Source organism: Methylophaga marina (assembly GCF_030296755.1).
Lineage (GTDB): Bacteria > Pseudomonadota > Gammaproteobacteria > Nitrosococcales > Methylophagaceae > Methylophaga > Methylophaga marina.
The window spans coordinates 337,526-363,086 of record NZ_AP027741.1 but is presented as its reverse complement, the minus strand read 5'-3'; the positions used below and the strand labels follow the sequence as shown (position 1 = coordinate 363,086).

The window sequence follows — 25,561 nt, the reverse complement described above, 5'->3', positions numbered from 1 at the left end:
GTATGCGGTTCAGCACATTGCCACAATGGTTGGCGTGGCAGGAAAAATTACACTTCACTGAAATTGATCCAGGCTTAGATCGTATCGCTCTTGTATGGCAAAACATGCAAGGGCAGACAAAGTTACCATTCAAATTGGTGACGATTGCTGGTACTAACGGTAAAGGTTCCTCAGTTGCTATGACCAGTAGCATTCTGATGGCGGCCGGTTATAAAACTGGGACCTATACTTCGCCACATCTGCTAGCGTATAACGAACGTATAGCTATCAACGGTCAACCCTGCTCAGACCAACAGATTTGTGATGCCTTTGCTCGTATCGATGAAGCACGTGGTGACATTTCACTCACTTATTTTGAGTTTGCCACACTGGCCGCGGCGGAAATCTTCAGGCTTGAAAAAGTGGATATTGCCGTCCTTGAAGTCGGTATGGGAGGGCGTTTGGATGCTGTCAATTTGTTTGATACAGATATCGCGCTTATTACCCCAATTGGGCTCGATCATACCGCCTGGTTAGGCGATACGCGTGAGAAAATCGCTTATGAAAAGGCGGGCATTATTCGCCCTATGACGCCCGTTGTCTGTTCAGAGACAGTGCCTCCCAGTAGTCTGCTCGAACATGCCCGGAAACAAAATGCGCCTTTATACAAAGCAGGTGAGGCGTATCAGTATTCACAATTGAATGAGGATAGCTGGAGCTGGCAAGCTACTGGAAATGAAGCCAGAGTATTACCTTATCCTGCCTTAGTGGGTGATTACCAGATACAAAATGCTGCAGCCGTCGTGCAGGTTTGTGAGTTGTTGAAAGAGCAGGGATTAACCATCACCGATACGGCTATTTTAAATGGACTGAAGCATGTCAATCTGGCTGGCAGATTTCAAGAGATAAAACGTGACAATGTGACGCTTATCCTTGATGTCACACATAATCAGCAAGGGGCTGAAAACCTTCACAAATTACTTTCACAGCGAAACTGTAAAGGTAAAACATATGCAGTGTTAGCCATGCTGAAAGATAAGGATTGTCAGTCGGTTATCCAGATCTTGCAAAAGGATATTACACATTGGTTTTTTGCAGGATTGGATGGTGACCGTGGTATGGATGCTGAGTCTCTGGCAGCAAAAGCAATATCTTCATCCGAGCTTGATAATTATAACTGTTACACCACCGTGAATGATGCCTACCAACATGCCTTACAGAAGGCAGAAACAGATGATCGGATTTTGATATTCGGATCATTTCATACTGTAGAGGCTATCATGCGAATTCTTCCTGAGTTCCACCTTAAAAATAAATAAGCTTAGTTCTGATAAAACTCATCAATAAGTTGTTGGTTGGCCTCAACAAGTTTTGCACGTTTTATTTTCAGGGTTGGTGTTAGCATGCCATTTTCTATTGTCCAAGGTGAGAGAGTGAGATGCACCCGGCGAATCTTGGCATAGGCAGGAAAGTCATGTAACAAGCCTCTGAACCTCTGAATGATATGTTGTTGCAGGCTTTTATCAGTAAGGTTATTTTTATTCATTGCATCTAGCTTCAACCTTTGTGCAAGTTGAAGCCACTGTTCTGCATTCAAGACAACAAGTGCAGAGAGAAAAGGCTTGCCTTCACCCAATACCAGGGCCTGTTCAAACAATTCATCACGAGTGATAGCCATTTCCATATCCACTGGCGAGACCTTCTCACCATTACTCAATACCAGAATGTCTTTAATTCGGCCGGTAATGAAGATATGTCCACTCTCAGCTATACGCGCTTGATCCCCTGTATGTAACCAGCCTTCAGCATCAATGGTATTCGCTGTTGCTTTATGGTTATTCCAGTAACCCAACATATTGCCAGGGCTTTTGACTAAAAGCTCGGCATTGTCACCTATTTTTGCTTCCACAGAAGGGATAGGTTGACCCACACTAAACGGTTCATTTTCTGAAGTTCTATTCACGCTAATGACGGGACTTGTTTCCGTTAAACCATAGCCTTGTAAAAGATTGATCCCTATGCCGATGAAAAATTCAGCAACATGATGTGGAATAGCGGCCCCACCAGTCACGGCTATTCTTAATTGCCCACCGAAAAGGGCTTGTATATTTTTGGCTACTATTTTCTCTAATACAGGCATGACTAGGAAACTAGGAGACCAGCGGTGACGACGTTGAGCGTGGAGAAAAGATGTCCAGCCTATATGAGATGTCAATTTGAGCAATAAGCGTTTGTACCAGGGCTGTGATGACACAGAAGACTGTATACGTTGATAGATGCGTTCAAAAATACGTGGTACAGCAATTAATACAGAGGGTTTCAGCTCTTGAATATCATTGGCTAATTGTGGAATGCCTCTGGAAAAAGCCACTCTAGCCCCCGTCATCATGGGTAAATAGTAACCGGCCGTTCTCTCCAGTGTGTGCGATAGGGGGAGAAAGGATAGAAAAAGATCATCTGACCGAACTTGAAAGCACTCAAGTGAAGCGCTGGCAACAGACAAAATATTATAATGACTGAGCATAACGCCCTTGGGTTTACCTGTGGTGCCTGAAGTGTAGATGATCGTGGCTAATTGATGAGGATCTGCCTGCCAATCAATCAAGCCCGGGTTAGTATCCGTTCTCAACCATTCGTTCATGTATACAGCTGGTGCATCAAGTATATTTTCACCAGTAGTTTTGATAATCACACGTTTGAGCTGATGTTCGTCTGATAACGAAGGTTTCAGACGTTGCCATTGATGCTGGTTTTGTAGAAATAAACATCTGACATCAGCATCTTGCAAGATAAAAGCAAGGCTATCAGGCCGATCATCTGGGTAGAGTGGGACTGTAATGAGACCAAGACTTAAGGCTGCCTGATCAAAAAACACCCATTCCTGACAATTTTTCAAATTCAACGCGACCCGGTCGCCTGAGCTCAGACCTTCTGATTTCAGCGCATGTTGCCAGATAGCTATTTGTTGTGCAGCCTCTGACCAGGTGGTGGTTTGCCACTGTTGAGTATCTGCACAAAAATGTGAATAGGCTGTGCTGTTGGGGGTTTTTCTATGCCGCTCTCTGAATAGGCCGTATAAAGTCTGAGCAGAAGCTATAGAAATATAATCTGTTGTATCCAATGACATTTACATTAACCAACGAAGTTGAACTCCTAACAAATCAACACTGACATCATAATCACCATTAAGACTATGACTTCCGTCGGACTCTCTTATCGAAGGATTGCTTGCAAATAAATGGGCATAGCCTGCATCAATAACCAGATTGTCAGAATAGTTATAGGTCGCGCCAATCGCTAACCATTTTCTGTCATTGTCAGGTATTCGCGCAGTGCGTCGTTCGGCATTGGGAACGGGTGTTTCATCGTAGGCAATCCCTGTACGAAATTGCCATTTATCACTGTATTGATAATTCAAACCAATCCCATATCGCATGCTGTTATCCCAGTCTTCAGCTTTGGTATCGGTGAAGGCGCCGCCATCCGATTCAATGGCAAGCTCTTCAAAACGGCTCCAACGGGTCATCGTGGCATCTGCCATAACGGACCATTTATCATTAAGCTGATGATGGATAGCAAGTGAGAGCGTTTCGGGTAAATCTACATCGCCCTGAATATTTTGTTCGATCTCACCTGTTGGTATTGTCACTTTTCCCTCACCCTTAAGCGTATGCGAAATTTTAGAGCGATAAGCTAGCGCCAGACGTGTTTCTGGCGTCATCTGATACATAATGCCTAAGTTATAACCATAGCCCCAGTCATCCGCTTCCAATTTTACTTTTCGATCAGGCGCGCCAAATCGATCTGTCATCTGTGACAGTGTGAGATCAATGTATTCTGCACTCACACCAAACCCAATAGAGAGTTTATCTGTCGCTTTGAAAGCAATGCTTGGATTGAAATTGATGGTTTTGAGATCCGATTTCACAGCAAAATAACGACCCACCCAATTTTCGTTATACTCAGTGACTAAGCCAAAAGGAGCAGTCACACCAAAGCCGATTGCGACTTTGTCATTAAGTGGTTTCGCAAAGTAAAAGTTAGGTACAACTGCATTGTTACCTGCATCGCCATAGTCACCTCCATTTGCAGGAGAGCTTGTACCGTCGTTATTGAATTCGGTATTGGGTGCTATGTAGTTAAGTGCGAAGTCCATCTCGGCTTGTTTTAGATATACCAGACCGGCAGGATTAAAAAATACGGTACTGCCATCTTCAGCTGCTGCAGCACTGCCGGCGAAAGCTCTTCCTAAGCCTGTCACACTTTGCTCGATAATGGCGAAGCCTGCACCAAAACTAGCACTGCTCATGGTACTGAGTAAAAGGAAACTGGGTGCTTTTAGGATATTTAATTTCATAGTCAATTACTTGCAGCTGGTTTTTGAACAAGTTGATAAAGTATCTCAAGCACCTGACAGGTGCAAGCTTTTATCAATCTCAGCTTATATCCGCTTAAAAACCAAATCCCAGACACCATGTCCCAAGCGATGACCACGTTGCTCAAATTTGGTCAGGGGACGGTAATCAGGACGTTCGATGTAAGTATTGTCGTGGCTTGTATTTTGAAAACGAGTATTGGAGGAGACATCTGCAAGCATTTGTTCCGCATAATCTTGCCAGTCTGTTGCCAGATGTAAATGGCCACCATGTTCTAATTTGTCTGCCAGGACATTGACAAACTCAGGCTGGATAATTCGCCGTTTGTTGTGGCGCTTTTTATGCCACGGATCAGGAAAGTAAATTTGAACACGGGCGAGAGCCTGATTTTTGATGCGCTGTTTAAGAAGTTGAACAGCATCGGTGCAAGCAACCCGGACATTGCTCAGCTGCTCATCGTCGATACCTTTGAGTAACTGACCGACACCAGGACGATGAACCTCTATACCTATATAGTCATGATCTGGATGATTCTTAGCCATCTCAATCAATGAGGCACCATTACCGAAACCTATTTCGATAACTTTAGGTGCGGTGCGACCAAAAAGGGCATTGAGATCAGATAAATCTGTGTCGTCTTCAATACCGAAAATGGGCCAGTGATTATCCAGAGCGCGCTGTTGTCCGGGTGTCAGACGGCCTTCACGGCGAACAAAACTACGTATTTGTCGCATCGCTTTTGTTTCAGTTGTCATAGTATTTTCGGTAAAAAATTAAAGCCGGATATGATACCTGAAGCGCTATTAGATAACACGAGGAGCAAAACTTTTTTGTCTCTTTCTCATCAGCTGAAAGGCAGAATGTGAAGTTCATCACAGCCAGCATTTCTGCCATATTGCGTCGTGTTTGAAATAATAATAATGAGAATTTGATACTTTTTCATAGCGCATTTGCGGGGTAAGTTTTTGATAACAGCGTGCTAAAAATGAGTATTAGCGTTATAATATCGGGTCTTTACGTAGATTCTTAAGGGTACCCCGAACCCGCAATTATCTTTGCATATATTCAGGCAAAGCATTTAAGAGAGAAGGAAAGTATGGTTCATCCAGTTTTAGAAGCCGTCACCAATGACGTCATCGAGAGAAGCAAAAAAACACGGGATATTTACCTGGCCCGTATTGATGAGGCAATTCAAAAAGGCCCTCATCGTGCTGTATTGGGCTGCGGTAATTTAGCTCATGGATTTGCTGCCTGCTCGATGTCAGAGAAAGCAGACTTAGCTGCTGATCAAAAAGCCAATATTGCGATTATCTCTTCCTACAACGACATGCTATCAGCGCATGAGCCGTTCAAAGATTTCCCAGCAATCATCAAGAAAGCAGCCACTGAAGCAGGTGGGGTAGCCCAGTTTGCTGGTGGTGTTCCAGCCATGTGTGATGGTATTACACAGGGTCAACCCGGCATGGAACTCTCACTTTTCAGTCGTGACGTTATCGCTATGGCGACGGCTGTTGGCCTAAGCCATAACATGTTTGATGCGGCAATGTACCTCGGTGTTTGTGACAAGATTGTTCCAGGTCTGTTGATTGGTGCATTGAGTTTCGGGCATCTACCAGCCGTTTTCGTTCCAGCCGGCCCTATGCCGAGCGGCTTACCCAATAAAGAAAAAGTACGTATTCGCCAGCTTTACGCTGAAGGCAAAGTAGGTCGTGATGAATTATTGAAAGCTGAGTCAGAGTCATACCACAGCCCGGGTACATGTACATTCTACGGCACAGCGAATAGTAACCAGATGATGGTTGAAATGATGGGGCTTCACCTTCCTGGTAGCTCATTCATTAATCCAAACACGCCACTGCGTGATGCATTAACCAAACGCGCAACCGAACAAGCACTCAAATTTACAGCATTGGGTGATGATTATCGTCCGATTGGTCACATGATCGATGAGAAAGCGATATTGAATGCCTTGGTTGGTCTGTTAGCCACAGGTGGTTCAACGAATCACACTATTCACTTAATCGCGATTGCACGTGCAGCTGGCATCATCATTAACTGGGACGATTTTGACCGTCTGTCAAAAATCATCCCATTAGTGACACGTATTTACCCGAACGGTACTGCCGATGTGAATCACTTCCAGGCTGCTGGTGGTATGGGTGTATTGATTCGTGAATTATCTAAACACGGCTTAATGCATACTGACATCATCACCATCGGTGATGAGAAAGGCATGGAGCAATACACTAAAGAACCGACACTGAAAGACGGTACTTTGACATGGGAAGAAGGTCCTGAAGCCTCACTTGATACTGATGTTATCGGTAGTGTTCCTGCACCGTTTGCTACAAGTGGTGGTTTACACCTTATCAAAGGTAATCTTGGTCGTGGTATGTCTAAGATATCTGCCGTTGATCCTAAACATCAGGTTGTTGAAGCACCTGCGATGGTCTTTGATAATCAAGACCATGTCGTTGAAGCATTCAAACGTGGTGAAATGAATAAAGACGTGATTGTTGTCCTGCGTTTCCAAGGACCAAAATCAAACGGTATGCCTGAGCTGCATAAACTGACACCACCATTAGGTGTATTACAGGATAAAGGCTTTAAAGTCGCGCTTGTGACTGATGGCCGTATGTCTGGTGCATCGGGTAAAGTGCCTTCTGCTATTCACTTATGTCCTGAATGTGCTGATGGTAGCATCCTCACCAAAGTACGTGATGGCGATATGATCCGTCTTGATACACAACGTGGTGAGTTGAATGTGTTGGTCGACGAAGAAGAACTGAACTCACGTATGGCTTGTGTACTGGCTAATACTGAACATCACTATGGCATGGGCCGTGAACTGTTTGATAGTTTCCGCCAAGGCGTTTCATCAGCTGAAACAGGTGCCATCAACATGTTTAATGTCGAATAATTATTTGGAATAAGTTAATCAATGTCTAAAACAATTCAAGAGATCATGAAAGTATCGCCGATTGTACCGGTGATGGTTATCAATAATGTTGAACATGCTGTGCCCTTAGCTAAAGCTTTGGTTAAAGGTGGTTTGAAGGTTCTGGAAATTACTCTAAGAACAGATGCAGCACTTGAATCTATCCGTCGCATCAAAGCTGAAGTGCCTGATGCTATCGTTGGTGCTGGTACTATCATCAACATCGAAACACTCAATGCAGCGATTGATGCAGGCGCTGAGTTTATCGTCAGCCCTGGTACCACAGAAAAATTGATTGATGCAGCATTAAAAACCGGCGTGCCTTTATTACCTGGTGTGGCCGATCCAAGCCAGGCAATGGCGCTGCTTGAAAAAGGCATCACAGCAATGAAATTCTTCCCTGCAGAAGCAGCGGGTGGTGTGCCAATGTTGAAATCAATCGGTGCGCCGATTCCACAAATCACCTTCTGCCCAACGGGTGGTGTTAACCAGAAAAATGTGAAGGACTATTACAGTCTTCCTAATGTAGGTTGTGTTGGTGGCTCATGGATGTGTGCTGCAAGCTTAGTTGATGCGGAAAACTGGGATGAAATTACTCGCCTTTCTGCTGAAGCGATTGAATTAGCGACTGCCTAAGCGCGAATCCAATAAGAATAAAAAGGCTGGGATTATCCCGGCCTTTTTTATGCCTGTCTCACCAGCAAAATGCCTTTTGATAACCAGTCTGTTATTAACTCTTTGGCGCCATTTTTTATCAGCTGATAATCAAGTTGTGGCATGGCTTTGGCAATAACATCAATAACCGACTCAACGTCTTCTCCCTGGCTGATTTGCTCGAAGAGATGTGCGCTTAAACCATTGAGTTCGATGAACTTTACGTCATCCGTTTTATTGCGATATACCAGCAGATAATGAGGCTGTTCAGATGGCGTGGTCGGCTGAAAATCATCACAAATCTGATGTACAGGAAAATGGAAACTTAATAGCCAGGCCAGGGGAGAGCCTTGATAAGACATGGCCAACATATTGGTTTTTTCATCAATCTCACTACATTGCCATTCTTCCTCGGCAATACTTAATGCCAATTCAACCCACTCATAATGAGCCAGCTCATGCAAAAAAGGCATGGTTTCATTTACGTCATGCTGTTGATTCAAATATTCAATAAACTCTTTTGAGACATCAACAAACCGAGGTGATTGGCAAAAATGATTTTTCATAAAGGATCTGACCAGTGCCAGCCAGTCATTTTCGTTCATCAGTTGCCGTATAACGGGAAAAGCACTGGATAAGGTGCTGTCAATATTATTAAAAAATAAATCGCGGTAAATCGCCATTCGACGGCTTTCCAGCTGGTCTGGAATAGGCTGATGTTCAGGATCTCGGATATAGGCGACAAACTGATATTGTGTTTCTTGAAACTGATTAGCCATGTCGAGCCTGCATATCATATAGCTGTTGTTGATATTGTCTGATGATCGTCATCTCATCAAACAAATGTGACAGAGAAGGAATATTAAAGTCACGCTCGAGCAGGGTAGGGATAATGCCATGCCGGTCGTAAGTATGACTGAGGAGCTGCCAGACAGGGTCGACAATATCAGCACCATGAGTATCGACAATCAAATCCTCTGCTTCATTGTAATGTCCGGCAATATGGAGATACGCAATTCGATCCGTCGGCATCGCATCGATAAAGTGCTTGGCGTCATAGCCATGATTGATACTGTTCACATAAACATTATTTACATCTAATAACAGACCACAATTTGCTTCTTCTAGTACCTCTCGTGTGAAATCCACTTCAGTCATTTCTTGGCCTGGGGCGGCGTAATACGACACATTTTCTATAATAAGTTGTCTTTCCAGAATATCCTGAACCTGCTTAATACGCGCTGACACATAACGAACAGACTCAGCAGTAAACGGAATTGGCATTAAGTCATAAAGGTGGCCATCATCACTGCAAAAGCTTAAATGCTCGCTATAACTAACGATTTGATGCTTGTCGAAAAACTGTTTCAACTGTTTGAGAAAAGCGACATCGAGTGGTGCAGGGCTACCTATAGACAGTGATAAACCATGACACATCATCGGAAAGCGTTCACAAGCAGCCGTGAATTGCTTGGCATATTTGCCACCGAGTCCCATCCAGTTCTCTGGCGCGACTTCCATAAAGTCGATATCAGGATTGCCCAATTCTAAGAGTTCTTCAATAAATTGTCGGCGTAGTCCAAGGCCTGTTCCTGAGACCGGACATGATGGGTGCGCCATTTTCTTCTCCTGCAGAATGCTGTCTTGATAAGACGAATTCATACTGCGATTGTTACAACTATCAATCTAAATTAATTTCAAACATGGTCCTGTCAACACCGACATTGCCTGTTTTTGTATCTACAACATAAAGAATAGCTTTGTAGTGACCATTCTTTTTCAATTGGGTTTTTGCTGAAAAGATGCCGATGGGCCCTGTAAAGCTTAATGGAATTTCATCTATCTTTTTCTCATCCTGCATCACAATGGCTTTAGCTTCATAATCATCTGGATTCCACAGACCATTTTTCTTAATAGGACAGCCACACATTAATGAAGCATTCAGATAGAACTCAACAACACCGTCCTGTAACACCTGTGTCCATCCGTCAGCAATAAAGCCAGGCATTTTAATGGTGATGCCGTCACCTAATAAATCTTTGCCGGGGATCAACCAAGTAGTGACACTGGCCTCTTGTAGAGACTGGCGGTATGCATAGGGGCCGAACAAGGTAATTTTAACCAGACGTGGCGTATCGATATCTACCGTTGCCAGATAGCCAGCAGTATTATTATCTGCAAGCATATCGCCACGTTGAACTGGATTTTTGATTAAACGATCAGTATCACCGGTGCCACCATGAATCCAACCTTCGTCGAGTAATTCATCTGTCTCGGCATCTTTGATAGTTACCCGAACGCCGCCCACACTCGTGCCGATAAATTTAGCATCAACAGCCATTGCTCTAATCATTACTTGCGTGGGTTCTGCCTGTGCAACCAAGGGTAAAAATGAGAGTGTCAGCAGCAAGAATGAGATGTAAGAAAATCTACGCATGATATACCCCTTAGTTATTCGTCTGTAGCCAAGCATCAAATCCACCGGCGATAGAGTAAACATGTTGATAACCCATCGTTTGTAACGTTTGGGCAGCCAATGCGGATCGTCCACCTGATTTGCAGTAAACAATAATGGCTTGCTCAAGGTTAGTCAGTGATTGGTGAGAATTCAGTGAAAACTCAAGCATACCTCTGGGAATAGGCAATGCATTGTCTATGTGGCCTGCCTCATATTCTGCTGGTTCTCTGACATCAATGACCGTGGCACCATCCAACATGGACGTCGCTTCTTCACAGCTGATTTCATTAATTTCACTTTTGGCTCGTTTGACCAAATCCATTGCAGTTAGGCTCATAACAACCTCGTTATTGTTTACAGATGATAAAACACACGATAACAAATTTTGTGTATTAGTAAATGCTAATTTTCTAAATAATTGACATGCATTAAATCAGGGAAACTAAGGACAGAATTAATAAAACGCATAACAGTGGGTCTGCAAATATGTAATAGTCCTTTCTCATTACGTTTCATAGCGTCATAATGTGAAACAGATACATATTGATGCTTAAGATGCATCAGCCAAAATTGATGAAATAACCTGGTTAATCTATGTTTGCTTATATTGTCCGAAGGATTCTCTATGCGTTTCCGATTTTAATCGGGGTCAACGCGCTCACCTTTGCTTTGTTTTTTATGGTCAATACGCCGGATGATATGGCGCGAATGCATCTGGGTGAAAAGCACGTTACTCAAGAAGCGGTAAATGTCTGGAAAGAAGAGAGAGGATATAACAAGGCGTTGCTCTGGAATCATGAGCAGCAGGGCATGGATAAACTCACCGATACGATATTCTTTGATAAATCGTTGAGTCTGTTCGCCTTTGAGTTTGGTCAGGCAGATGATGGCCGCGATATTGGCGAAGATATTCAAACACGTATGTGGCCCAGCCTGGCGATAGCGGTTCCCGTTTTCATTATTGGTATGCTGGCCAATATCACCTTTGCCATGCTGATGGTTTTTTTAGAGCCAGTTATCTCGACCTCAGTGGGGTTATTCTCTGTGTTGTGCTGATGTCTATTTCTGGGCTGTTTTACATCATAGGTGGCCAGTTTTTGGTGGGAAAGATCATGCAGCTTGTCCCGTTATCAGGCTACGCACAAGGGTTAGATGCCTTTAAATTTGTTATTTTGCCTGTCTTTATAGGTATCGTTTCTGGCATTGGCTCAGGCTCACGCTGGTACCGCACTCTATTTCTGGAGGAAGTCTCAAAGGATTATGTTCGCACTGCCAGAGCGAAAGGCTTGTCTGAAATCAGAGTGTTATTTGTACATGTTCTGAAAAACGCCATGATACCCATCTTAACTGGGGCGGTCGTGGTTTTACCTACCTTGTTTATGGGAAGTTTAATCCTTGAATCCTTCTTTGGTATTCCCGGCTTAGGCAGTTACACCATTGATGCTATCCAGGCCCAGGACTTTGCTATCGTACGTTCGATGGTCTTTCTGGGATCGGTTTTGTATATTGTGGGGCTGGTACTGACAGATATTTCCTATACCTTAGTTGACCCAAGAGTAAGATTAGATGGTTGATAAGATTGATGTGCGTCAACAAGCTTTAAGCTGCTTATTGATGAATGACCCATGGCAGAAAGCACAGCACACAAGAACGCTCTACGAGAAAGTAAGTAAAGAAGGTTTTTATTTAAATCGACAATCACTTGATGTACCGACGATACCAGGACGACCAGACAAGCCAGACTTAGTCCCGCCCAAAGCGTTACCTCGTCGACGTAATAATCAACAAACGGGTCATGCCACACTGATTCACGCCATATGTCATATTGAGTTTAACGCGATTAATCTGGCATTAGACGCAACAGCCCGGTTTGCTGATATGCCAGAGGCTTTTTATCTGGACTGGATGCAAGTCGCCTATGAAGAAGCACATCATTTCTTATTATTAGACGAACATTTGCAAAGCATGGGGTTTCATTATGGTGATTTTACTGCCCATGACGGTATGTGGGAAATGGCGCAGAAGACACACCATGATCCACTGACAAGGATGGCATTAGTACCTCGCGTTTTAGAGGCGAGGGGATTAGACGTCACTCCTTCGATGATGAAGAAGTTAAAAAACTCTGGTGATCATAAAGCGTTTGATATTTTGACATTGATTTTGGAAGAAGAGATTGGTCACGTGACCATTGGTACTCGCTGGTTTAATTTTCTGTGCGAGCAACGGGGCGTGGACCCTTTCGAGACGTTTAAAACCTTACTTCATACCTACTTTAATGGTGAGATTCGTGGCCCGTTTCATACAGAGGCCAGATTGGATGCAGGATTTACACAGCAGGAAATGGATTTGCTCGAATCACAGGCCGTGTACAAAAAGCAGGGCTGATTATTCAGCCGCTGCTTTTTTCTTTTTCTCCATTTCTGCTTTCTGCCGACGGGATTCTTTCGGATCAGCAATCAATGGACGATAGATCTCGATACGGTCTTTATCATTCAACTCGGCATTCAATTTACACATTTTGCCAAAGATACCGACTTTATCTGTTTTTAAATCGATTTGTGGGAAACGCTCTAAGATGCCAGAGCGTTTGATTGCTTCTTCTACGACGCAATCTTTAGGGACTTCGATAGGAATAATGACTTGTTCATTCGGTAGCGCGTAAGCTACCTCAATTAGCATTAAATCAGCGTTTTCCATAGATTTCCTGTGCACGTTTACAAAAAGCTTCTACCAATGAGCCTGAGATTTGAGTGAAAACAGGGCCTAATGCTAAATCTAATAAGCGGGTAGAAAATTCGAAGTCCATATCAAGCTGGACACGACACCCCTGGTTATCGCCAATAGGTTTAAATTGCCAATGGCCTTCTAAGTGGCGAAAGGGGCCGTCAATTAACTCGATCCGAATGGCATTGCCATGATCGAGCACGTTCCTGGTGGAAAATTCATGATGAATGCCGCCTTTGGCTATATCCAGTGAGGCGCAGATAACATCTTCATTTTTACTGATAATTCTGCTGTCGCGACACCAAGGCAAAAACCGTGGATAGGCTTCAACATCATTAACCAAATCAAACATTTGATCAGGTGTGTACATGACCAGAGAGCTTCGTGTGATGGTAGTCATTGAAATCCGGTTACGTCATTAATTAATTCAGAAGACCGATAAGATTGGCAAAGACAATCATAATTGCAATCGGTGTAATAAAACGTACAAGTACTCGCCAAGTCGAATACAGCACTCCATTGCCCAATCCCAGCTCATCCATCGAGCTCTGTCGCTTCATTACCCAGCCTGCAAAGAAGGCTATCAGTAATCCGCCCAAAGGCAACATAATATTCGCTGTAAGATAGTCAAGCAACTCAAACATCGTTAATCCGAATAATGTCCATTCCCGGCCGATGTTAAATGAGAAGATTGTCAGCAGACCTAATAACCAGATTATGGCACCTGAGTACACGCTGGCTCGGAGTCTTGTCATATTCTTATTTTCTACTAACCATACAACAATTGGCTCAACCAGTGAAATGCCAGAACTCCAGGCAGCAAATAATAATAAGACAAAAAAGATACCGCCAAAGAACTCACCGCCCGGCATATGACCAAAGGCAATTGGTAGCGTATCAAAAATTAAACTGGGTCCTTGTCCTGGTTCTAAACCATTGGCAAATACGAGAGGGAAGATCGCCAAGCCAGCAAGTAATGCCACGCCTGTATCCATCACAGAAATAGTCAGAGAGACTTTGAATATAGAGGCTTTTTGAGGCAGGTATGACCCATAAACCATTATCGCCCCCATCCCCAAGCTCAATGTAAAAAAGGCGTGCCCCATTGCGGTCAGCACGCCTGTATGTGTCAGCTTAGAAAAATCAGTCGCGAATAAAAAGTCCACACTTTGATGAAAGTATTCGCCAGTGTTATAGCCATATCCCACTAACATCAAAATGATAATAAATAGGGCGGGCATGATAATGCGAACAGACTTTTCTAAGCCATGCTGAACACCACGAATAACGATAGCTACCGTCATCAGCATAAAGATGGTGTGCCAGGCCAATAAGCGTTCTGGATCATTGACTAAGGCTTTATGGATACTAATGGCACCGTCAGCAGTGACCCCTTCAAATACCCCCGCACATGCGCGGGGAATATAGGCCATCGCCTGTCCAGCAATCACACTGTAATACGAAAGAATAAAAAAGCCGGTTAATACCCCCATGCCACCAAGCCACTGCCAGTGTTTGCTCTTGCCTTCTTCTTCGGCAATGGATTTCAGGGTATTCATGGGGTTTTGTCGACCACGTCGACCAATCAGAATTTCAGCCATCATCAGTGGCACACCGATAATAGCAATACATAAGAGATAAACTAAAACAAAGGCACCGCCACCGTTTTCACCAGCGATGTAAGGAAATTTCCATATGTTTCCCAGGCCAACAGCCGATCCTGTTGCTGCAAGAATAAATGCCCAGCGAGATGTCCACTCGCCATGAATCGACTTGGTTGGTCTAGCCATTCGGTCGCCTCAAAATAGTAAATTCATTCGATTGTACCCAAAATATTTGGCTTTCAACAAACTGCACTCATTTTGTTGTTATGAATGATAAATAATGAAGCCGCCGTTTAAACACTCTATAATATCCACATGGCAGCGAAAAAGAATAAAAAGAAAGTAGGCGAAAATACCATCGCAGTGAACCGCAAGGCACGGCATGAATTTTTCATCGAAGATAGATTTGAAGCAGGACTCGTTCTCGAAGGATGGGAAGTGAAAAGCCTGCGTGATGGAAAAGCTCAGCTCAACGAGAGCTATGTGCACGTTCGCAATGGTGAAGCCTGGTTAGCTAACGCACTCATTACCGCGTTAAAAACAGCATCAACGCATATCAAACCAGAGCCGCAACGTGACCGTAAATTACTGCTGCATCGTGCTGAGTTACACAAACTGATTGGTGCGGTAGAGCGCAAAGGTTACACACTTATTCCTTTAAATATGTATTGGAAAAAGGGCATGGCCAAGATTGAAATTGCGCTGGCTAAAGGTAAACAACTACACGATAAACGCGCAACTGAAAAAGATCGCGACTGGAATCGTGATAAAGCCAGAATTCTGAAAGCAAGATAAGTTTTCACTGGTTGAAAAACGTCACATCCGTTACAATATAAGAGTTCAACACTTTGGGGGCGACCTGGCTTCGACGGGGATTACAAAACCTAAGGTGCATGCCGAGTACTTCAGTTCTCTCGTAAAAAAGACTGGAATTAAATTAGTTGCTAACGATAACAACTACGCACTAGCTGCTTAATAACCAGTGAATGCCGTCCGACCAGATCCGTGCTTGTGCGTCTGGTATCGGGCGTCGACTCTCACAAGATCGTCTCAAGGTATGCTTGGTACTAAGAGATTAAAACTTTACAAGATCGCTACTTGTTTTCCCTGTTCATCGGGTAGCAGGTAGTTAAATTAATAGATGAAATAAGCATGTAGATCCGAAGGCGGAGGATCTGCGGACGCGGGTTCGATTAGTAAAATGGTCGCCATAGGGAGTGATCCCTATTGGAAAAAGAGAGCTCATACGGTGAACGCTACGGGACAAGGGTCCTATGCCAACGCCGTCCGGTGAATGGGAAACCAGTAAGCCGGCTAGAGACTCATAGGTTCCTAACGAGACTTATCTCCATGGAATACTAGGGTGGGTTGAAGGTAAAACAGATACTCACAAACGCTCTCCATCTGATTTATCAGATGAAGGAATAGTCCAGGCCTGAATGAAAATTCAGGAATCACTGTCCCGCCGCCTCCACCAAATACAAAACAACCACCTTCGGGTGGTTTTTTTGTGCCTGACGATCTGAGAAGTAGGTTGGGTTGAGCCATAGCGAAACCCAACATTTAAGACTTTAAGCGACGTTGTTTTGTTGGGTTTCATGCTTCAACATAACCGACAAGTTGGTCTAAGAAAATCAAGTTTGCTGACCCCTTGATTTCGTCCGCACAATCGGCCTAACCGATTAAATAAAAAGAAAATTTGATATCAGCTAAACTCTAGCCTTAATATCCACTATGAATTTATAGGGAGATTTGTAATGGCTTTTAAGGCTAGAGAATTTGTTATTGACCAAGAGGATATTTTTAAAAATGATCGTTTATCAAGAATAGAAGAAGTTAAAAATTTATCTCTGTTGTTAACAAATATCACTGCGCCGATCGTACTCTCAGTAAACGCACCATGGGGAACAGGCAAGACAGCATTTTTAAAAATGCTTCATGCTCATATTGAGAGTACTGGAAGCTCTGCCATTTATTTCAGTGCATGGGAAACCGATTTTGCCAATGACCCATTGCTGGCATTTTTGGGGGAAATGAATGAAGAAGTCTCAAAAATTATCAATGGTAATAGCCGTAAACAGGATGCATGGAATAGGGCTAAACAAGCTGGTTCATACATTGTAAATAAAGTACCTACTGCACTTGAAGCATTGCCTGTAGTTGGGGACCTGGCTGGAGAAATGGCAGGTGATATCATTGATAGATATGTTAAAAACAAATCCGAGATAGAAAGGTTTAAAACGAATATTAAAAGTTTACTCACTGATAAAAAAGGTAAACACCAAAAATTATATGTATTTATCGATGAGTTAGACCGCTGCAGACCAACCTATGCCATTGAGTTTTTTGAGCGAATAAAACATATACTCGATATTGAGGGAGTAGTGTTTGTATTAGCCATGGATAAAGAGCAGTTATCTCATAGTGTAAAAGCCATTTATGGGGATGACTTCGAATCTATTGGCTACCTGAAAAGGTTTATAGATATTGAATATATTCTTATAAAGCCTGAACTTGATAAATTTATTGACCAGCTCTATGACACGTTTGGTTTTAATGCATTTTTTGAAGCAAGAAGTAAATTCAAAGAATTCGAACATGATGCTAGTCATCTCAAAAGTGTGTTTAAAGTTATAGCAAATGCAAAAAACTATAGCTTACGAGATATAGAGCAATTAATGGCTCGCATTAATCTTGTAATTTTAACCACAAAAGAAAATGTCTATCTTTACCCAGCGCTTCTTACGCTTCTACTTGCCACTAAAGAGTCAGACCCAGAAGTCTATCAAGATTATATCAACCCAAAGTCTATGCCAAATAAGATGATAAACCATTTCCATCATCTTGTACCTGAACAAGAACGTCTGGGCTCGTTTTCTTGTGCTTTAATTGAAGCACAGATTTTAGGACCTAAGGAAGAAAACACTGGCAATATATATGAACAACATATTGCAAATGTAAGAAATAAAAGCACTGATGATCCAGCAAGAAAATACTCAGCAGATATTGTTTGGCTTGTGGAAAACTCGCATGAAGGAAGATTAGGCTTTGTTGACTTAAAGCATTTAGTTTCACGAATTGAACTAATAGAAAAATTCAATTTTTCGGAAGAAGAATAGCTGTTTAGTTCGAATATAAAGCGAAGAAGCCTGCCATTCATAAGAATGGCAGGCTGTCTTTTAATAGATTCGATGAAAAGTGTCCCAGTCTTTTTTAAACACTTTAAAGCTCACATAAAAAGCCATAAAAAAGACAAAGAGATAAAGAGCAATATAAAGAAGCCTAAGGGCAGGATACATAGAAATCAACATGGCATTATCCCCATGTTGAATATTAGACAGAATGTTCCCAAGAAACTGGCCAAATAAGGTAGCGGCAATTATTCCGACAGCTAAAAAAACCAATGACCGATAACGATATTCAAGTACAGCACCAATACGGTAAAACAAGTTCATAATTCATATCCTTATGTTTGAAATAAATCACCTTGAAGCAAAGCTTGTCTCTCACTTAGAGTCAGGCTTTTTAACAAACTGATCGTCATCTGACGTGTGTTATTAATCGGCGGGTTTAAGTTGTGAGAATAGCCTAGTTTCATCACAAATGAAGCACCGCAACCCACCCTCAAGGTTCGTGCATTGGCAATACAAATCTTTCACCGTATGAGACAGCGCATTAGTCGAACTAATAATGGCTTTTCGATGGCAGTGAGGGCATTCAATTCGCATAGAAAACTGTTTGCTCCAAGTATCGCTATTCTTTAGGTGAATGGGGATTTCTTAAACTTTTAAAAATTTCTTTTCTTTCTTCTAAACAGAAACTATGGTCATATTCTATAGGACCATCCCATGCAATCCTCGCTTCTTGTGGAAATAAATCCTTCATACCTTCTTCAGGTATCACAGTCATAATTTCACCATCTCGATTTAGTCTGAGTTTTGCGAAGTTGACTTTTTGTCCTTGAAAAATATCCCATGCTATAACCACTGCACTTTTACCCGTTATGTCTACCTCACCAGTTAAAATAACGTAATTATAAATTGTCACGCGTTTGCAGATTTCTTTTGTCGCAATCGTGCCATCAATAAAACCTCCCTTTGAACTAAGTGTGATTTTCATATCCACATCTGAAAGATTCATATCAGCAATGTCGGCATACATTTCGGGATGTCCACTCCAGTTACCCGTCCAGCCAGAATCATCATAAATCCAAGATTTGAATTGATTGCTTGTTTCGCTGTATTCACTTGGAAGTTTTCTAGCGTTTTCAAGAAGTGAAGGTCCATTGATAATAACTGTTGATACAACTACAGCTGTAGCAGAAATGACGAACCAAACTTTTTTATACCAAGGTATAGTTGGCTCAGGTTGAGTTTTTCTTTGTCTTCTCTTTCTTCTGGCCATCTAAATTCTGTTACTTCCTTGTTAATATATTTTGTATGTTTTTCACTAACTTGAGTTCAGTTTAATACATTTTTCATGTGGAAAGTCTATGTTTTAATGATTGATGCTTGGTAGCTACTGATTACTATTTTCAAACTACCAATCCGGCTCTCTAAAATCCACCACCTGCTTACCCAATAATTCATTCAATTCTAAAAACGGCTGCTGAATCGCTCCGACTTCCAGCTGGTGATACACACGCATAATTTTTTCCATATCCCCAAAGCCACTATTACTCTCTGGAATCACCCCTGATAAACCCGGATACGGAAAGGATTTCACCACGGGTAATTTTTTGATGCGATATTTCAGGGCAGTGTAAAAATAACCAGTAGGTTGAATTGAAGCATGCCCCCCGCAGAACCAGATAATTCAACATTTAACAATACTGGGTTTCGCTATGGATCTACCCAACCTATCGACAAAATTCCTTCCAACTTTCTCTGTGATATTCCCTTCAAGCATTTATAGTTTGTTTATCTCCATATCTGTATGAGGTGATAACCATGAAAAAAATCTCGATAGTTTGCTTTATGTTATTTAGCGTGATGGTTGATGCTGATACTGTCAGTAAGGATGATAAGTGTCATGGCTGGGGAAATAAGGCCAAGCAGTTTATGGAGGTTCGGCAAAACAACACGCCTATTCATGAGGCGATGAAGATGACGGTGGGCAATTTTTCTCGTGGCTTGATGTTGCGAGCTTATAACGAAGCCTTGGCAGAAGAGGCTGAAAAGCAGAGGGTTATCGAGCATTTTGCCGAGATGATTGAAAATGAGTGTTTAAACGAGCCAGAATAATCACACTCTGTCTGTATTTGCTGCGCATCTGATGGTTTTTCTGGACGAACCACGGATTGATTTGCGTCGATGCATGTCGGTCTTTTCACTGGATTGTATTTGATAGCATGGGATGTCGCTTATTCATGCAAGCGATTGTTCTATAGATAACTACTTTTTTATTTTCATTGACTTATAAGTTGTATTTACTATAGAAAACATATTATTTGTAAGTGTAAATACTTGCACAAAAGATATGGTCTTTGTTCTTTGGTATTTTATCTGGATGTCAATCACAGTTATGAATAAGCAAAACTAAACATCTTTTATAAGGTTGTGTAGACTGACTTTATAAAAATTCACACCCCAGAGTGAACACAAAAGGGGATTCAAAAAGATAATGCTCGATGCAGATTAGAGAAAAACTCAGTTTAATCGTGATTGTCAGTATTCTGCTGACATCCATACCCGCTGCTATATGGGTCAGCGCCTACTCCAAAGAAAAACTTCTTAATCGTGAAATAAACAACTTATTAGCCGTTACTCAAAATCAGGTTGATATTACCACTCAGAAATTGAGTTATGCAGAGCCTAAGTTAAAGGGCTTAGCTCGTTTATTACAGCAAGAACTGAGCAAACCTGTCACGGATGAGGAAATCGACACCTTTTCTGAAACGATGCAGCTCAACGATGATGGTATTTGGCGAAATAAAGAAGACCAATATGACGGTCAGGTTCACGCCGGTATTTTCTTACCCGACTCAACAACCTTAACAGATGAGCAAAAAGTACAGCATCTTCGTATCAAGCAAGTGATGGAAGTATTTGGCTCATCGGCTAATCGTTCATACGAAAATGTGTGGTACTTATCTCCTGATTTACGCAGCGAGGTTATTTTTGATTTCCACTATCCTCAATTCGTGTTTGATCAAGATGCTGCCAATGATTACACGCAAACTCCTTGGGTAGGGTTGACGTCACCGTCACAAAATCCAGAAAAGCAGCACACCTTTACACCGCCATTATTTGATCCGGTTAATCAAAAATGGATGGTGAGTGCTTTATATCCGCTCTATGTCAATGGTCAATGGATTGGGTCACTGGGTGAGGATATGCAGTTGAGTAATGTGCTTGGTTTTACCTTTAACTCACAGCAATTTTATCCTGACACACAGCATTTTCTGCTTGATGAGCAAGGACATTTCATTCTCGCTGGCCAGTGGCAAAAACAGCTTGAATCAGCTGACCAAACTCAGGTAACCGCGTTTCTTGAAACAGAAAGTCAGCTGAAAAAGCTACTCACACAGCCTACTGACTATACGCCGACACTTGCTGCCAGAGATATTATTGTTGATGGTAAAAACTACATTGCTATCTCTATGTTAGTAAAGCCCGTTGACTGGCATTACTTTAAGCTCATCCCTGTCGATGATTTAGTAGAGCCGGTTAATCAGTTGTTAGCGATTTTAATGGTCGTGTTGTTTGCCGTGACGATTATCTCTGGCTGGTTAATTACCATGGCTGTAAATAAGAATGTGATTTCACGTATCACGCGTTTGACTAAAGAAATGACGCGGTTTGAGTCGGGGCAGAAGGTTGCCTTGGCTAGTGAGTTGAAAGGCAACGACGAAATCACACTTGCTGCAAGCGCGTTTGATTCGATGGCTGAGCGAATCGATTCGTATTTAAGTCGTCTTTCAGAAAGTAAAAAGTCATTAGCTGAAAGTGAAAGTCGCTGGAAACTGGCATTGGAATCAACCGGGGATGGTGTATGGGATATCGATCTTGAAGCCGGCACAGCCACATATTCTGAGCGTTGGAAGAAGATGTTGGGCTATATGGATGATACTTTCCCAGACACACTAACCGAGACATCAGAATACATTCACCCAGAGGATAGAGAGCAAGCCAGACTGCGTTTCAGAGGGTATATTTCAGGCGAATATGCTAATTATCAAGATGAGTTTCGTATGCTCTGTGGTGATGGTTCGTGGAAATGGATCATGGCGCGGGGCATGATTATCAAGCGTGATAAAAACTTAAAACCACAACGCATGATAGGTACGAGTACTGATATTTCGTACTTCAAGAAAATTCAGGATGAGCTGCGAGGCAATACAGCCAAACTCAGAGAATTACTTGAATATAGCCCCATTGCTGTTCGTATTGTCACCAATCACCGTAAGAAAATTGTTTTTGCTAATAGACGTTATGCAGAACTGGTTAATGAAAGTAGAGATAAGTTACACCATCTCAATCCATTTGCATTTTATGTTGATCCCTCTGTAGTAAAAAGCTACTTAAACCAAATCATTGAAGGTAAGACAATCTATAACCAGCTGACTGAGCTGAAAATAACAGGCCAGGGAATAAAGTGGACATTGGCTTCATACTTACCCATTCAATATGGTGGCGAAGACTGCAATATTGGTTGGTTTTACGATATTACTGATCGCTTGAAAAACGAAGAAGCGCTTCGATTACATGCCAGCGTGTTCAACGATGCCTGGGAAGGAATTCTTATTACGGACAAAGAAAACCGGATTATCAGTGTCAATAAGGCCTTTACAGAAATTACGGGGTATACAAAGGACGAGTTAATCGGAAAGGATCCAAAAATCCTGGCTTCGGGGAGGCAGAGCTCAGAATTTTACAAGGAAATGTGGGATTGCATCGAAACAGAAGGGCGCTGGCGTGGAGAAATATGGAATCGTAAAAAGAATGGGGAATTTTTCGCTGAAATCCTGACGGTTAGTGCGATCAAAAATTCTCAAGGTGAAATTATCAGTTACCTTGGGTTATTTGTCGATATTACCGAAATTAAAAAAACAGAACATTTATTAGTGAATATGGCGCATTACGATGCGTTGACCCAGCTAGCAAATCGTACATTACTCTCAGATCGGTTGGAGCAGGCTCTTTCCGTTGCTAAACGCAACGAGAAAATTTTGGCGGTGTGTTTCCTCGATTTAGATGGCTTTAAACCGGTTAATGATGAGTTTGGTCATGAAACGGGCGATAAGCTTTTAGTTGCTGTGGCAGAAAGGCTAAGGCAAGTGGCGCGCTCTGGTGATACTGCTGCCAGGATGGGCGGTGATGAATTTGTCGTACTCATCAGCAATATCAATAGTATTGATGAGCTTGACCCCATCTTGACCAGGTTGAGCCAGAAAATAGCAGAACCCATCAAACTTAATCGCCGAAAACATCATGTGACGGCCAGTATTGGTGTCGCGATTTACCCTATTGATAATGTCGATGGCGACACACTGATCCGCCATGCCGATTTGGCTATGTATGAAGCCAAACAAGCGGGTCGAGATGGCTACCATATATTTGATGCCAAGCTCGATCAGCAAATGCACGAATACCATACACAATTGGAGCGCTTGCACCTGGCTTTAATTGGCGAAGAATTCCGCCTCTATTATCAGCCCAAAGTCGATCTTCGACATGGTCGAGTGATCGGGGTAGAAGCACTGATACGTTGGCAACACCCTGAAAAAGGTTTATTAGGTGCCATGGAGTTTTTGCCTATCGTCGAAGGGCATGAGTTCAGCGTTGAAATGGGTGATTGGGTATTAAAAACGGCGTTAAAACAGCTGCATGCGTGGCAAGAGCAAGGGCTCAATATTCAGGTCAGTATTAATGTGTCTGCCAAGCAAATTCAACACACTGATTTTCTGAAGAAGCTGGAAGCATCACTGAATCAGTATGAAAGCATATCCCCCGAGTCGATTGATCTGGAGATATTGGAAACATCGGCATTGGAAACCGTGCAGACATCTCAGGTCGTGGCCGCTGCGAGTAATTATCTCGGCGTGCCGTTTGCATTAGATGACTTTGGAACTGGCTACTCTTCATTGACTTACCTAAGAAAGTTACCGGTGAAGACATTAAAAATCGATCAGAGCTTTGTTCGAGATATGCTGAGAAATGATGAAGATATGGCTATCGTTAAAGGCATTATTGAACTCGCACAGGTCTTTAAACGTGACATCATTGCTGAAGGTGTGGAATCAACGGAGCATTTTCAGTACCTGCTGGATATGGGGTGTGACATGGCCCAAGGCTACGCTATCGCTAAACCTATGCCTGCAGAAGAAGTGTACGACTGGATAAAAAATTATGAAAAAGCTCAGCAAGGTAAAAGTGAATAATGGCAAATATTCTTCTCGATAAAACACATAAACAACTGATTCAATCAGCCATTGGTTTGGGCAATTGGTTATTAAATTTTGATGTGTTATCTGCAGATGATAAACAAGCAGTGATAGCTATACAGGATGTTCTGAAAAAATTACCGAAAATCAATGATGGCACGCTAGCGATGTTGGGTGTGAGTATTGAAACGGGTGATGAAGAACAAGGATTGGTTCGAGGATGGGATGTTAGCGTGGAGTACTTTGCTGATGATCCTGAACAACAGGGTGGACTAGAACTATTCAGCTCTTATCTACCGATACCTGAGACAACAGATAAAGACATTTTGGCCTTAAAGAAACAACATGAGGTGTATTTTCATTGGCCAATAGGAGATGTGTGTAACCTGGTGAAACAGGAACAGGCAGAGCAGTGGATGAAAGAGGTAAGCCAACCGCAAGCCTTGCTTAAGGCGGGAAGTCGATTAAGAGCGGAACTGGTCTATAAAGATTTTTATTCTGAGATTGAGTTGCCAGTCTGAGATAACAGGCAAAAAAAAGCCTGAGAAAATCAGGCTTTTACGTTTAGGTTGTTACCTTGAGTGGCAGTAGGTGCGGGTAGTGCCGAATCGATAAGTTTGAGTGCATTGGCACCATCGAGTTTGGCTTTGTTGTTACTCATTTGAGCACTCTTCACCATAAGATAGTCATCAATACTGATCTTTGGGCTGCCTTGTGTTGGTGAAATACTCATTTCTTACCTCCTACTTTTTGTGCCATCTTACATGACCTTCGTCATTTCCAACGATAAATAGTTCACATAATTATGTACCGGCACGAGCTTGTAAAACTATAGCTTTCATTATGTTGCCGTGATACTGCATGAGTTAATCAACATCATTTACCATAAAAAAAGGGAGCCGAAGCTCCCTAATTGAACGACTGTATGAGATACCTTAGGCAGTGGCTAAACTTTTTTGCGTAGGCTTAAGAAACCTAATAATGCTGGTGCAAATAAAAATAAAGCGGCTGGCAGTGGGACGGCTGAAACAGACACGTCATACTTAACAGCACCTGAAGTGGCATCAACAATACTTAATACGTAATCAACACCTGTTAGTAAAACAGCAGTAAAACTGAAGTCTTCAGTGATGGCATATGAGACAGTGCTGCCGACAGCACCAAACACTAATGTTGCTGCTGTGATAGCAGGGTTGAAAGACCACTCAATGACAACAGGTGTATCTACATCAGTAGAAAGAGTGAATGCTGAATTCCAATCACCCGCTTTTGAAACAGTACCGCCAGCAAGCACAACAGCGTTGTCTGATAAATCAACGCTTTGACTAGCACCGGCTGAACCGGCTGCACTGAGTGACAACGTTGCGGCATTCACACTGATTGAGAAAAATAAAGCTACGACAAATAGCATCGCTTTTTTCATAAAAATTCCCTTATGTT

The 25,561-nt window shown here is 42.4% G+C and carries 25 protein-coding genes, 1 other RNA gene and 1 pseudogene; 11 read left to right on the top strand and 16 right to left on the bottom strand.

Features of this window, described 5'->3' with window-relative positions:
- Positions 1–2: 2 nt before the first annotated feature.
- On the top strand, positions 3–1,298 hold the full coding sequence (folC, locus tag QUE24_RS01785) for a bifunctional tetrahydrofolate synthase/dihydrofolate synthase (protein WP_286304978.1): 1,296 nt from the start codon (positions 3–5) through the stop codon (positions 1,296–1,298).
- Positions 1,299–1,300: 2 nt separating this feature from the next.
- Here the strand turns inward: folC and QUE24_RS01780 are convergent, their stop codons facing one another.
- The 3 genes from QUE24_RS01780 to trmB form a co-directional block, all read right to left on the bottom strand.
- Complete coding sequence (locus QUE24_RS01780) at positions 1,301–3,106, bottom strand: AMP-dependent synthetase/ligase (RefSeq protein WP_286304977.1); 1,806 nt, start codon at positions 3,104–3,106, stop codon at positions 1,301–1,303.
- On the bottom strand, positions 3,107–4,336 hold the full coding sequence (locus QUE24_RS01775) for an OmpP1/FadL family transporter (protein ID WP_286304976.1): 1,230 nt from the start codon (positions 4,334–4,336) through the stop codon (positions 3,107–3,109).
- Positions 4,337–4,420: 84 nt separating this feature from the next.
- The gene (gene trmB, locus QUE24_RS01770; protein ID WP_286304975.1) at positions 4,421–5,110 is read right to left on the bottom strand and encodes a tRNA (guanosine(46)-N7)-methyltransferase TrmB; all 690 of its coding nucleotides are present in this window, start codon (positions 5,108–5,110) and stop codon (positions 4,421–4,423) included.
- Positions 5,111–5,451: 341 nt separating this feature from the next.
- On the opposite strand from trmB, the gene edd reads away from it, so the two are divergent.
- Positions 5,452–7,275 (top strand): phosphogluconate dehydratase, encoded by a 1,824-nt coding sequence (gene edd / locus QUE24_RS01765; protein WP_286304974.1) that lies wholly within the window; start codon positions 5,452–5,454, stop codon positions 7,273–7,275.
- Positions 7,276–7,296: 21 nt separating this feature from the next.
- Complete coding sequence (locus QUE24_RS01760; protein WP_286304973.1) at positions 7,297–7,929, top strand: bifunctional 4-hydroxy-2-oxoglutarate aldolase/2-dehydro-3-deoxy-phosphogluconate aldolase; 633 nt, start codon at positions 7,297–7,299, stop codon at positions 7,927–7,929.
- A 47-nt stretch (positions 7,930–7,976) separates the two neighbouring features.
- Here QUE24_RS01760 and QUE24_RS01755 read toward each other — a convergent pair whose 3' ends face one another.
- The 4 genes from QUE24_RS01755 to QUE24_RS01740 form a co-directional block, all read right to left on the bottom strand.
- The gene (locus QUE24_RS01755; RefSeq protein WP_286304972.1) at positions 7,977–8,726 is read right to left on the bottom strand and encodes an HvfC family RiPP maturation protein; all 750 of its coding nucleotides are present in this window, start codon (positions 8,724–8,726) and stop codon (positions 7,977–7,979) included.
- Positions 8,719–9,567, bottom strand: coding sequence for an HvfB family MNIO-type RiPP peptide maturase (locus tag QUE24_RS01750; RefSeq protein ID WP_286304971.1), 849 nt, complete (start codon positions 9,565–9,567; stop codon positions 8,719–8,721). The genes QUE24_RS01755 and QUE24_RS01750 overlap by 8 nt, the downstream gene beginning before the upstream one ends.
- A gap of 61 nt (positions 9,568–9,628) precedes the next feature.
- On the bottom strand, positions 9,629–10,384 hold the full coding sequence (locus QUE24_RS01745; RefSeq protein ID WP_286304970.1) for a hypothetical protein: 756 nt from the start codon (positions 10,382–10,384) through the stop codon (positions 9,629–9,631).
- Between the two features lie 10 nt (positions 10,385–10,394).
- Entirely contained in the window at positions 10,395–10,742 is a 348-nt protein-coding gene (locus QUE24_RS01740; RefSeq protein ID WP_286304969.1) for a rhodanese-like domain-containing protein, read from the bottom strand.
- 257 nt (positions 10,743–10,999) lie between these two features.
- Between QUE24_RS01740 and QUE24_RS01735 the strand changes: the two are divergent.
- Both QUE24_RS01735 and QUE24_RS01730 read left to right on the top strand, forming a co-directional pair.
- A pseudogene (locus QUE24_RS01735) lies at positions 11,000–11,979 on the top strand (ABC transporter permease).
- Entirely contained in the window at positions 11,972–12,793 is an 822-nt protein-coding gene (locus QUE24_RS01730) for a ferritin-like domain-containing protein (RefSeq protein WP_286304968.1), read from the top strand. Before QUE24_RS01735 ends, QUE24_RS01730 begins: the two are co-directional and overlap by 8 nt.
- Here the strand turns inward: QUE24_RS01730 and QUE24_RS01725 are convergent, their stop codons facing one another.
- The 3 genes from QUE24_RS01725 to QUE24_RS01715 are packed head-to-tail and all read right to left on the bottom strand — an operon-like array spanning position 12,794 to position 14,922.
- Positions 12,794–13,105 (bottom strand): RnfH family protein, encoded by a 312-nt coding sequence (locus tag QUE24_RS01725; RefSeq protein ID WP_284722449.1) that lies wholly within the window; start codon positions 13,103–13,105, stop codon positions 12,794–12,796.
- Positions 13,092–13,532 carry a type II toxin-antitoxin system RatA family toxin gene (locus tag QUE24_RS01720; RefSeq protein WP_007145456.1) on the bottom strand — a complete coding sequence of 147 codons (441 nt, stop codon included), beginning with the start codon at positions 13,530–13,532 and terminating at the stop codon, positions 13,092–13,094. Before QUE24_RS01720 ends, QUE24_RS01725 begins: the two co-directional genes overlap by 14 nt.
- A gap of 22 nt (positions 13,533–13,554) precedes the next feature.
- Positions 13,555–14,922, bottom strand: coding sequence for a sodium-dependent transporter (locus QUE24_RS01715; protein ID WP_286304967.1), 1,368 nt, complete (start codon positions 14,920–14,922; stop codon positions 13,555–13,557).
- A 129-nt stretch (positions 14,923–15,051) separates the two neighbouring features.
- On the opposite strand from QUE24_RS01715, the gene smpB reads away from it, so the two are divergent.
- The 3 genes from smpB to QUE24_RS01700 all read left to right on the top strand — a co-directional run bounded on the left by smpB (position 15,052) and on the right by QUE24_RS01700 (position 17,855).
- Positions 15,052–15,531 (top strand): SsrA-binding protein SmpB, encoded by a 480-nt coding sequence (gene smpB / locus QUE24_RS01710; protein ID WP_286304966.1) that lies wholly within the window; start codon positions 15,052–15,054, stop codon positions 15,529–15,531.
- A gap of 63 nt (positions 15,532–15,594) precedes the next feature.
- Positions 15,595–15,932: a transfer-messenger RNA gene (gene ssrA / locus QUE24_RS01705) on the top strand.
- Between the two features lie 561 nt (positions 15,933–16,493).
- On the top strand, positions 16,494–17,855 hold the full coding sequence (locus QUE24_RS01700; protein WP_286304965.1) for a KAP family P-loop NTPase fold protein: 1,362 nt from the start codon (positions 16,494–16,496) through the stop codon (positions 17,853–17,855).
- A gap of 60 nt (positions 17,856–17,915) precedes the next feature.
- Here QUE24_RS01700 and QUE24_RS01695 read toward each other — a convergent pair whose 3' ends face one another.
- The 4 genes from QUE24_RS01695 to QUE24_RS01685 form a co-directional block, all read right to left on the bottom strand.
- Complete coding sequence (locus tag QUE24_RS01695; RefSeq protein ID WP_286304964.1) at positions 17,916–18,191, bottom strand: hypothetical protein; 276 nt, start codon at positions 18,189–18,191, stop codon at positions 17,916–17,918.
- Positions 18,192–18,293: 102 nt separating this feature from the next.
- The gene (locus QUE24_RS15745) at positions 18,294–18,464 is read right to left on the bottom strand and encodes an ogr/Delta-like zinc finger family protein (protein ID WP_350226598.1); all 171 of its coding nucleotides are present in this window, start codon (positions 18,462–18,464) and stop codon (positions 18,294–18,296) included.
- A 25-nt stretch (positions 18,465–18,489) separates the two neighbouring features.
- The gene (locus QUE24_RS01690; RefSeq protein ID WP_286304963.1) at positions 18,490–19,140 is read right to left on the bottom strand and encodes a hypothetical protein; all 651 of its coding nucleotides are present in this window, start codon (positions 19,138–19,140) and stop codon (positions 18,490–18,492) included.
- A 135-nt stretch (positions 19,141–19,275) separates the two neighbouring features.
- Entirely contained in the window at positions 19,276–19,464 is a 189-nt protein-coding gene (locus QUE24_RS01685; RefSeq protein ID WP_286304962.1) for a hypothetical protein, read from the bottom strand.
- Positions 19,465–19,685: 221 nt separating this feature from the next.
- Here QUE24_RS01685 and QUE24_RS01680 point away from each other — a divergent pair, with 221 nt between their 5' ends.
- The 3 genes from QUE24_RS01680 to QUE24_RS01670 all read left to right on the top strand — a co-directional run bounded on the left by QUE24_RS01680 (position 19,686) and on the right by QUE24_RS01670 (position 24,642).
- Positions 19,686–19,979 (top strand): hypothetical protein, encoded by a 294-nt coding sequence (locus QUE24_RS01680; protein ID WP_286304961.1) that lies wholly within the window; start codon positions 19,686–19,688, stop codon positions 19,977–19,979.
- 386 nt (positions 19,980–20,365) lie between these two features.
- Positions 20,366–24,118: an EAL domain-containing protein gene (locus QUE24_RS01675; RefSeq protein WP_286304960.1), complete on the top strand. Its 3,753-nt coding sequence runs from the start codon at positions 20,366–20,368 to the stop codon at positions 24,116–24,118.
- Positions 24,118–24,642 (top strand): hypothetical protein, encoded by a 525-nt coding sequence (locus tag QUE24_RS01670; protein WP_286304959.1) that lies wholly within the window; start codon positions 24,118–24,120, stop codon positions 24,640–24,642. The genes QUE24_RS01675 and QUE24_RS01670 overlap by 1 nt, the downstream gene beginning before the upstream one ends.
- Positions 24,643–24,671: 29 nt before the next feature.
- On the opposite strand, the gene QUE24_RS01665 is transcribed toward QUE24_RS01670, so the two are convergent.
- On the bottom strand, positions 24,672–24,854 hold the full coding sequence (locus QUE24_RS01665) for a hypothetical protein (RefSeq protein ID WP_286304958.1): 183 nt from the start codon (positions 24,852–24,854) through the stop codon (positions 24,672–24,674).
- 213 nt (positions 24,855–25,067) lie between these two features.
- Positions 25,068–25,544, bottom strand: coding sequence for a hypothetical protein (locus tag QUE24_RS01660; RefSeq protein WP_286304957.1), 477 nt, complete (start codon positions 25,542–25,544; stop codon positions 25,068–25,070).
- Positions 25,545–25,561: the final 17 nt, after the last annotated feature.

What these genes read in the sequence shown, in the direction of transcription:
- QUE24_RS01675 (WP_286304960.1), top strand. Translation starts at nt 20,366, where the DNA reads ATGCAGATTAGAGAAAAACTCAGTTTAATCGTGATTGTCAGTATTCTG.
- QUE24_RS01725 (WP_284722449.1), bottom strand. Translation starts at nt 13,105, where the DNA reads ATGGAAAACGCTGATTTAATGCTAATTGAGGTAGCTTACGCGCTACCG.
- trmB (WP_286304975.1), bottom strand. Translation starts at nt 5,110, where the DNA reads ATGACAACTGAAACAAAAGCGATGCGACAAATACGTAGTTTTGTTCGC.
- QUE24_RS01760 (WP_286304973.1), top strand. Translation starts at nt 7,297, where the DNA reads ATGTCTAAAACAATTCAAGAGATCATGAAAGTATCGCCGATTGTACCG.
- QUE24_RS01665 (WP_286304958.1), bottom strand. Translation starts at nt 24,854, where the DNA reads ATGAGTATTTCACCAACACAAGGCAGCCCAAAGATCAGTATTGATGAC.
- QUE24_RS01745 (WP_286304970.1), bottom strand. Translation starts at nt 10,384, where the DNA reads ATGCGTAGATTTTCTTACATCTCATTCTTGCTGCTGACACTCTCATTT.
- QUE24_RS01695 (WP_286304964.1), bottom strand. Translation starts at nt 18,191, where the DNA reads ATGAACTTGTTTTACCGTATTGGTGCTGTACTTGAATATCGTTATCGG.
- QUE24_RS01700 (WP_286304965.1), top strand. Translation starts at nt 16,494, where the DNA reads ATGGCTTTTAAGGCTAGAGAATTTGTTATTGACCAAGAGGATATTTTT.
- QUE24_RS01690 (WP_286304963.1), bottom strand. Translation starts at nt 19,140, where the DNA reads ATGGCCAGAAGAAAGAGAAGACAAAGAAAAACTCAACCTGAGCCAACT.
- edd (WP_286304974.1), top strand. Translation starts at nt 5,452, where the DNA reads ATGGTTCATCCAGTTTTAGAAGCCGTCACCAATGACGTCATCGAGAGA.
- QUE24_RS01775 (WP_286304976.1), bottom strand. Translation starts at nt 4,336, where the DNA reads ATGAAATTAAATATCCTAAAAGCACCCAGTTTCCTTTTACTCAGTACC.
- QUE24_RS01670 (WP_286304959.1), top strand. Translation starts at nt 24,118, where the DNA reads ATGGCAAATATTCTTCTCGATAAAACACATAAACAACTGATTCAATCA.
- QUE24_RS01680 (WP_286304961.1), top strand. Translation starts at nt 19,686, where the DNA reads ATGAAAAAAATCTCGATAGTTTGCTTTATGTTATTTAGCGTGATGGTT.
- QUE24_RS15745 (WP_350226598.1), bottom strand. Translation starts at nt 18,464, where the DNA reads ATGCGAATTGAATGCCCTCACTGCCATCGAAAAGCCATTATTAGTTCG.
- folC (WP_286304978.1), top strand. Translation starts at nt 3, where the DNA reads ATGCGGTTCAGCACATTGCCACAATGGTTGGCGTGGCAGGAAAAATTA.
- QUE24_RS01730 (WP_286304968.1), top strand. Translation starts at nt 11,972, where the DNA reads ATGGTTGATAAGATTGATGTGCGTCAACAAGCTTTAAGCTGCTTATTG.
- QUE24_RS01660 (WP_286304957.1), bottom strand. Translation starts at nt 25,544, where the DNA reads ATGAAAAAAGCGATGCTATTTGTCGTAGCTTTATTTTTCTCAATCAGT.
- QUE24_RS01715 (WP_286304967.1), bottom strand. Translation starts at nt 14,922, where the DNA reads ATGGCTAGACCAACCAAGTCGATTCATGGCGAGTGGACATCTCGCTGG.
- QUE24_RS01755 (WP_286304972.1), bottom strand. Translation starts at nt 8,726, where the DNA reads ATGGCTAATCAGTTTCAAGAAACACAATATCAGTTTGTCGCCTATATC.
- QUE24_RS01780 (WP_286304977.1), bottom strand. Translation starts at nt 3,106, where the DNA reads ATGTCATTGGATACAACAGATTATATTTCTATAGCTTCTGCTCAGACT.
- QUE24_RS01740 (WP_286304969.1), bottom strand. Translation starts at nt 10,742, where the DNA reads ATGAGCCTAACTGCAATGGATTTGGTCAAACGAGCCAAAAGTGAAATT.
- QUE24_RS01750 (WP_286304971.1), bottom strand. Translation starts at nt 9,567, where the DNA reads ATGGCGCACCCATCATGTCCGGTCTCAGGAACAGGCCTTGGACTACGC.
- QUE24_RS01720 (WP_007145456.1), bottom strand. Translation starts at nt 13,532, where the DNA reads ATGACTACCATCACACGAAGCTCTCTGGTCATGTACACACCTGATCAA.
- smpB (WP_286304966.1), top strand. Translation starts at nt 15,052, where the DNA reads ATGGCAGCGAAAAAGAATAAAAAGAAAGTAGGCGAAAATACCATCGCA.